This window comes from Marinitoga hydrogenitolerans DSM 16785, assembly GCF_900129175.1.
Taxonomy (GTDB): domain Bacteria; phylum Thermotogota; class Thermotogae; order Petrotogales; family Petrotogaceae; genus Marinitoga; species Marinitoga hydrogenitolerans.
The window spans coordinates 110,221-116,338 of the sequence record NZ_FQUI01000002.1 but is presented as its reverse complement, the minus strand read 5'-3'; the positions used below and the strand labels follow the sequence as shown (position 1 = coordinate 116,338).

Annotated in this window: 2 protein-coding genes; both read left to right on the top strand. The window is 26.6% G+C overall.

Annotation, left to right across the window (positions count from 1 at the left end):
• Window positions 1–1,342: 1,342 nt before the first annotated feature.
• Window positions 1,343–3,211: a site-specific DNA-methyltransferase gene (locus BUA62_RS01335; protein WP_072862633.1), complete on the top strand. Its 1,869-nt coding sequence runs from the start codon at window positions 1,343–1,345 to the stop codon at window positions 3,209–3,211.
• 1 nt (window position 3,212) lies between these two features.
• Window positions 3,213–6,098 carry a DEAD/DEAH box helicase family protein gene (locus tag BUA62_RS01330; protein ID WP_072862631.1) on the top strand — a complete coding sequence of 962 codons (2,886 nt, stop codon included), beginning with the start codon at window positions 3,213–3,215 and terminating at the stop codon, window positions 6,096–6,098.
• The last annotated feature ends 20 nt before the right edge of the window (window positions 6,099–6,118 follow it).

The following is a 6,118-nucleotide window of genomic DNA, read 5'->3' as shown; positions in this document are numbered from 1 at the left end:
AGGATCATCAATCGATAACAAATCAACAAGTAGTTTTTTAATATGCACATCATAAATCTTTTCACCTTTAGTATTCAAAGAATAACCTTTAAAACATTTATTTTTCCTATTATAACGATTAACTGCAAAAAACAATCTTGATTTAAAATAGAAAGTGCTACGTTTAATCTTATAATGATTAAGCAAATAGTCTAAAGAAACACCAAAGTTAGTATATTTATTAATAAGCAGTAAATCTCCAATAAAAGTTACTTTCTTTGTTGTTGTCGTTTTTTTTTCAAAAAATTAATTTCATCCTCTTGCATTTTAATAAGAAGTTCTTTTTCAAGAAGAAGACGTTCATAATATTTAAGTTTTTTCTCTAAAACAGCAGAATCATTAGTATTATTTGAATTAGACTTAATAATACCAAAGCATTTTGCTTCGCAAAAATAAGTAGAAAAAATTAATATATATATAACATATATAAAAAATTTATAAAATAAAAAATCATACAGCTTGCGCAGCATGATTTAGAAATATCCGAAATCATAGAACTAGGACGACCTTTTTTTGAATGAAACACATTATCGTCATAACCAGAATCTTTATATTTTTTAACCCATTTTTATCGAAGATAAAAAATATTTTATATAATTAAAATTTTTACATATTTCTATTTTGCAAAGCAAAATATGTTGGAGTTAATGAATCATCAGAAAGATATTCTTTAACTGCTTACAGCAGTTAATAGGATTAAATGATTTTATAATAAAGAAAAATAAATCTTTTCAGCTTTGCTGAAAAAGCCAAACTTAAATTCAGGTTCATAATTAGTTCGTTTTCTCATTAAAAAACACCCCTTTCTTTTTTTCAATTTTATGATATCACTTTCTTATTTTTTGTCCAAATCTTGCAAGGGGTGAATACGAAAAGAAGTATTATGAAAAATACATAGATAATGCAAATGAAATATACTTAATAGGAGTAAATATCAATTCTGAAAAAAAGAATATTGATGATTATATTGTTAAAAAAGTTATATAAAATTAAAAATATAAATGTCGTTCCAATTATGGAATGGCATTTATTATAATATTTTTGTTTTTTATATTGATAAAAATTTTTTGACTTTTAAAGAAAAAATGATATAATTTAAATGTAGTAAATGTTAAAATTTTGTGTAAAAAAGTATCGGTTAGATATTAAAAATATAGTCTAAGTTTAAAATTGAAATACAAAAAACACTAATTAAAAAAGAGGTGTTTCTTTTGAATGAGCAAATGATATTTGATAATAAAGTCAATAAAGTTGGAGAAAGTATAAAAATAAATAAAGTTTAAAAGAAAGGGGAAAAAAGATTATGCCACTATCACTAATTGAAGAATTGCCAAAAATTGTAAAAGAAGGAAAAGTAGAAGCTGAGAAAATTCTTGAAAAGATCGAAAAAGGGAATGCACTTAGGCTTCAAACGAATGAATTAGTGATTCCTAATAAAGATGAAGTGAGTATCTTTGGAAACATAATTGGAAATATGGATTTAGAGGCACAAAATAGACTGATTTATGGAGATAATTTACTTGTAATGCAAGCATTACTTGCGAATGGTTACAGAGGTAAAATTGATTTAATTTATATTGACCCTCCATTTGATAGTAAAGCTGATTATAAAACAAAAATAAAACTGCCTAATAAGCAAATCACTCAAAAGCCAACGGTAATAGAACAATTTGCTTATGCTGACACTTGGAAATATGGAACTGTTAGTTATTTAAAAATGATGTATCCAAGACTTGTATTAATGAGAGAGCTTTTGAGTGAAAGAGGTAGTATTTATGTGCATATCGATTGGCATGTGGGGCATTATGTGAAAATTTTACTTGATAATATTTTTGGGAAGGAAAATTTTGTTAATGAGATTGTGTGGTGTTATACACGTCCCGCTGTTCCTAATCAAAAAAATTTTTCCAGAGTTCATGATATTATTTTATTTTATAAAAAAGAAAAAGATGTTATTTTTAATGCAGATGACATTAGAATACCCTATGCTGAATCTAGTTTAGCAAGGGCAGGTTATGCTGGTAATGCAAGTAAAATGACAGGAGGTCAGGGGGTTCAACTTAAAGAAAATGGAAAAATTCCTGAAGATTGGTGGAATATTCCTGTTTTAAAAGGCAATTCAAAAGAATATTTAAATTACGCCACTCAAAAACCCGAGAAGCTACTTGAAAGAATTATAAAAGCGTCATCAAATGAAGATAGCATAGTAGCAGACTTTTTTGTAGGAAGTGGCACAACTGCTGCTGTTGCTGAGAAACTTGGTCGTCGCTGGATTGTAAGTGATATTGGAAAACCTGCTTGTTTAATTACAAGAAAGAGACTTATCGATAATAATGCTAAGCCATTTTTATATCAATCAGTTGGAGATTATCAAAAAGAAATGTTTTCATCTTCAAAACTATTTAGAAGAATTGGAGATTTAGCACAAGTAGTAATTAGTTTATTTGTAGATGATGAGGGAAGAGGAGCTATTCCTTTTGGGAAAGGACATCCAAAAAATTTAGGGTATATAAAAGAGAGTAAAACTCTAATTTATGTAGATAGCCCAAATAAACTAACTGGTCGTGCGACTTTAAAAAAAGCAATAGAACTTAGAGATAACTTACTTGGTGGATGGGATAAGGTAATAGTGCTTGGATGGAATTTTGCTTATGATATTAGTGCTGCGATAAAAGAACTCGATGATAAAAATCTTGAAGTTTTAGTAATTCCGCCAGATTTAATTGATAGATTAAAAACAAAATCGGGATACAAAGAACTTGTAAATAGTGGGAAAATTAGATTTTCATCACTGCAATATTTGACAATTAAGCCAGTTGAAAGAAGAGAAATTGATGAGAGTATGGAAGAATTAACAATAAAACTTGATAATTATGTGCTTCTTAGTCCTGACAATGTGCCATTAGAAGAGAAAGATAAAAAAGTATTACAAGAGATTATGAAAAATGACCCATTAGCTCTTATAGAATATTGGGCAATAGACCCGGATTTTGATGGAGAAACTTTTAGAAGTGTTTGGCAAGATTATAGAGAAAATACTGCAAATGATAATGATGAATTTCATGTAATAAATGAAACTAAATTAATTCTTCCTAAAAAAGATAAAAGAGTTGTAATGGTAAAAGCGGTTGATGTGTTTGGATTTGAATCTATTGTAAAAGTGGAGGTGTAATATGCCAATGCCTACAAATACACTAACAGGAAGCGTACCTTTAAAGTTAGCAAAAAAGATTACAGAAAATGTAAATGAATTATGGGAGAGTGGTGAGTTTTTAGAATTAGTAACCCCTACAACAAAAGATCTTTTGACTTTCTGGTTTTGTGAACCACATACGACAAATAGAGAAATTAATTTTCACAGAGGTCAAAAACAAGCAATATTGAATACTATTTATTTACATGAAATTTTAAAAGTAGAAACAGTATTAGATATATATCAAAAAGTAGACAAAATGCTTTTAAATGAAATAAACATAGAACTTTTAGCAAAAGAAAAATATCAATTTGCTAAATATGCAATAAAAATGGCAACAGGAACTGGTAAAACTTGGGTTATGAATGCTTTTTTGATTTGGCAATATTTGAATGCAATTAATAATAATGAAAATAAAAGATACTCAAAAAATTTTTTATTTATAGCTCCCGGACTTATTGTATATGAAAGACTACTTGATAGTTACTTAGGCAAAGAAAATGAGGAAAAATTTAGAGAATTCGAAACAAGTGATATATATAAAAATCAAGAATTGTTTTTACCTGAAAGATATAGAGAAGTAGTTTTTGCGTTTTTGCAAAATAGTGTTGTAAAAAAAGATGAAATAGGCAAAAAAGTAACTGGTGATGGTATGATTGCTATTGCTAATTGGCATTTATTTATGTTAGATGAAACAGAAGATGAAAATCCTTTTGAAAATCCAAGTATAATTATAGAAGAATTGCTTCCTGCAAGGCCTGGAAAAAGTGCAGGTAATAGTTTAGATGCACTTGATAATAGATATTTTAGAGGAAGCGAAATTGAATATTTAGCTTCATTAAATAATTTAATTATAATGAATGATGAAGCTCATCATATTCATGAAAATAAATCTGCAGGAGAAGTTAAAGAAGTTGAATGGCAAAAGAGTCTTAATTATATATCTAAAAATAAAAAATTCTTCTCTCAAATAGATTTTAGTGCAACTCCTTATGATGTAACTGGAAGTGGACAAAAAAGAACAAAACACTATTTTCCTCATATAGTTGTTGATTTTGATTTACATAGCGCTATAAGAGATGGACTTGTTAAAATGATAACTATTGATAAAAGAAAAGAGATTGCATCACTTCCTCTTGATTTTAAAGCTATAAGAGATGAAAAAAATAATAAACCTATTGCATTAAGTGATGGACAAAAAATAATGATTCAAGCAGGTATTAAAAAACTTGAAATATTAGAAAAAGATTTTTCCAAACTTGCTACACCAAAATATCCAAAAATGCTTATAATGTGTGAAGATACAGAAGTAGTATCTTTAGTTGAAGATTTTTTATTAGAAATTGGTATAAATGCAGATGATTTTGTAAGTATTCATTCTAATAAAAAAGGGGAGGTTAAAAAAGAGGAATGGGAGAGTATAAAACAAAGATTATTTAATGTAGATAAATATGATAAACCTAAAATTATAATATCAGTTTTAATGTTGAAAGAAGGTTTTGATGTAAATAATGTTTGTGTGATTGTACCTCTTCGTTCTACTGCTTCTTCAATTTTATTGGAACAAACAATCGGTAGAGGATTAAGGCTTATGTTTAGAGGAAAAGAATTTGAGGATATAAAAAGAGAGAATAGAATAAGAGTTTTAGTAGAAAAAAAATCGCCAAATTCTTATCTTGATGTTTTAAGTATTATAGAACATCCTTCTTTCATGGAATTTTATGATAGGGAATTAGCAAGTGATGAATATGGAATTGATAAAAATATACCAAAAGAAGGTCAATCTATTGGTGATATTGTAAAAGTTGAATTAAAAGAGAATTATAAAAAATATGATATGTATTTTATTGAAATAGAGCAAGATGAAGAAAAAACATTAGAACTTCCACAAATAGATATAAATAAGTTAGAAGGTTTTCAGTATTTTAGTTTAGAAAAGTTAAAATCTTTTATTTTAAAAGGTGAAACATTTTATAGTGAAGAGTTAACTGTAAAAACTACTTTTGGAGATTATCAAGTAAATGCGGATTTGTTTAAAGCTAATAGCTATAATGAATATTTACAAAAACTTATTAATATAATTTTAAATAGTAAACAAAGTATAAAGAGAGGAAGAAAAAAGGAATTTCCAATTCTTCAAGTTTTCAAAGATGAAATAATTAGATGGATAGATATTTATATCAGAACAAAATTGTTTGGTGAACCTTTTAATCCATTTGAAGATGAAAATTATCGTATTTTATTACACAGAAATAATTTTGTAACAGAACATATAATTAAGGTTTTTAGTAAAGTTATAAATGATATTCATATGAATCTAAAAATAAATAGTGCTGTTATAAAGAAAAAATATTTTAGTGAAATAAGCAGTTTTAATGCAAGAAGCACATATCTTTTAGACCTGCAAAAGACAATATATGAAAAAACTCCATATCCATCAAATAAAGGAATATTTGAAAAAAATTTTTTGGAATTTTTAGATAGAGATAGTAAAGTTAATAAATTTATAAAAATAATGGAATATAAACATGATTTTGCAACAATTATATACTTCAGAACAGATGGCTTGATGTCTCATTATTATCCCGATTTTTTGGTAGAAACGGATAAAAATATATTTATTATCGAGACAAAAGCATCAAAAGATTTAAAAAATCCAAATGTTATACAAAAACAAAAAGCAGCAATTGATTATGTAAAAAGAATTAATAATATAAGTCCAGAGCTAAGAGATAATAAAACTTGGGAATATTTGATTGTAGGTGAAAAACAATTTTATAATTTAGAAAAAAGCGGAGCAGATATTGAAGATATTGCTAATAATTGCAGATTAAATGAACTTGCTGTTAGAGATACTTTATTTTGATTAAAAAAACTAAAAATTTA

Bases quoted from the DNA above. Each gene is read 5' to 3' on its own strand.
- BUA62_RS01335 (WP_072862633.1), top strand. From the start codon at position 1,343: ATGCCACTATCACTAATTGAAGAATTGCCAAAAATTGTAAAAGAAGGA.
- BUA62_RS01330 (WP_072862631.1), top strand. From the start codon at position 3,213: ATGCCAATGCCTACAAATACACTAACAGGAAGCGTACCTTTAAAGTTA.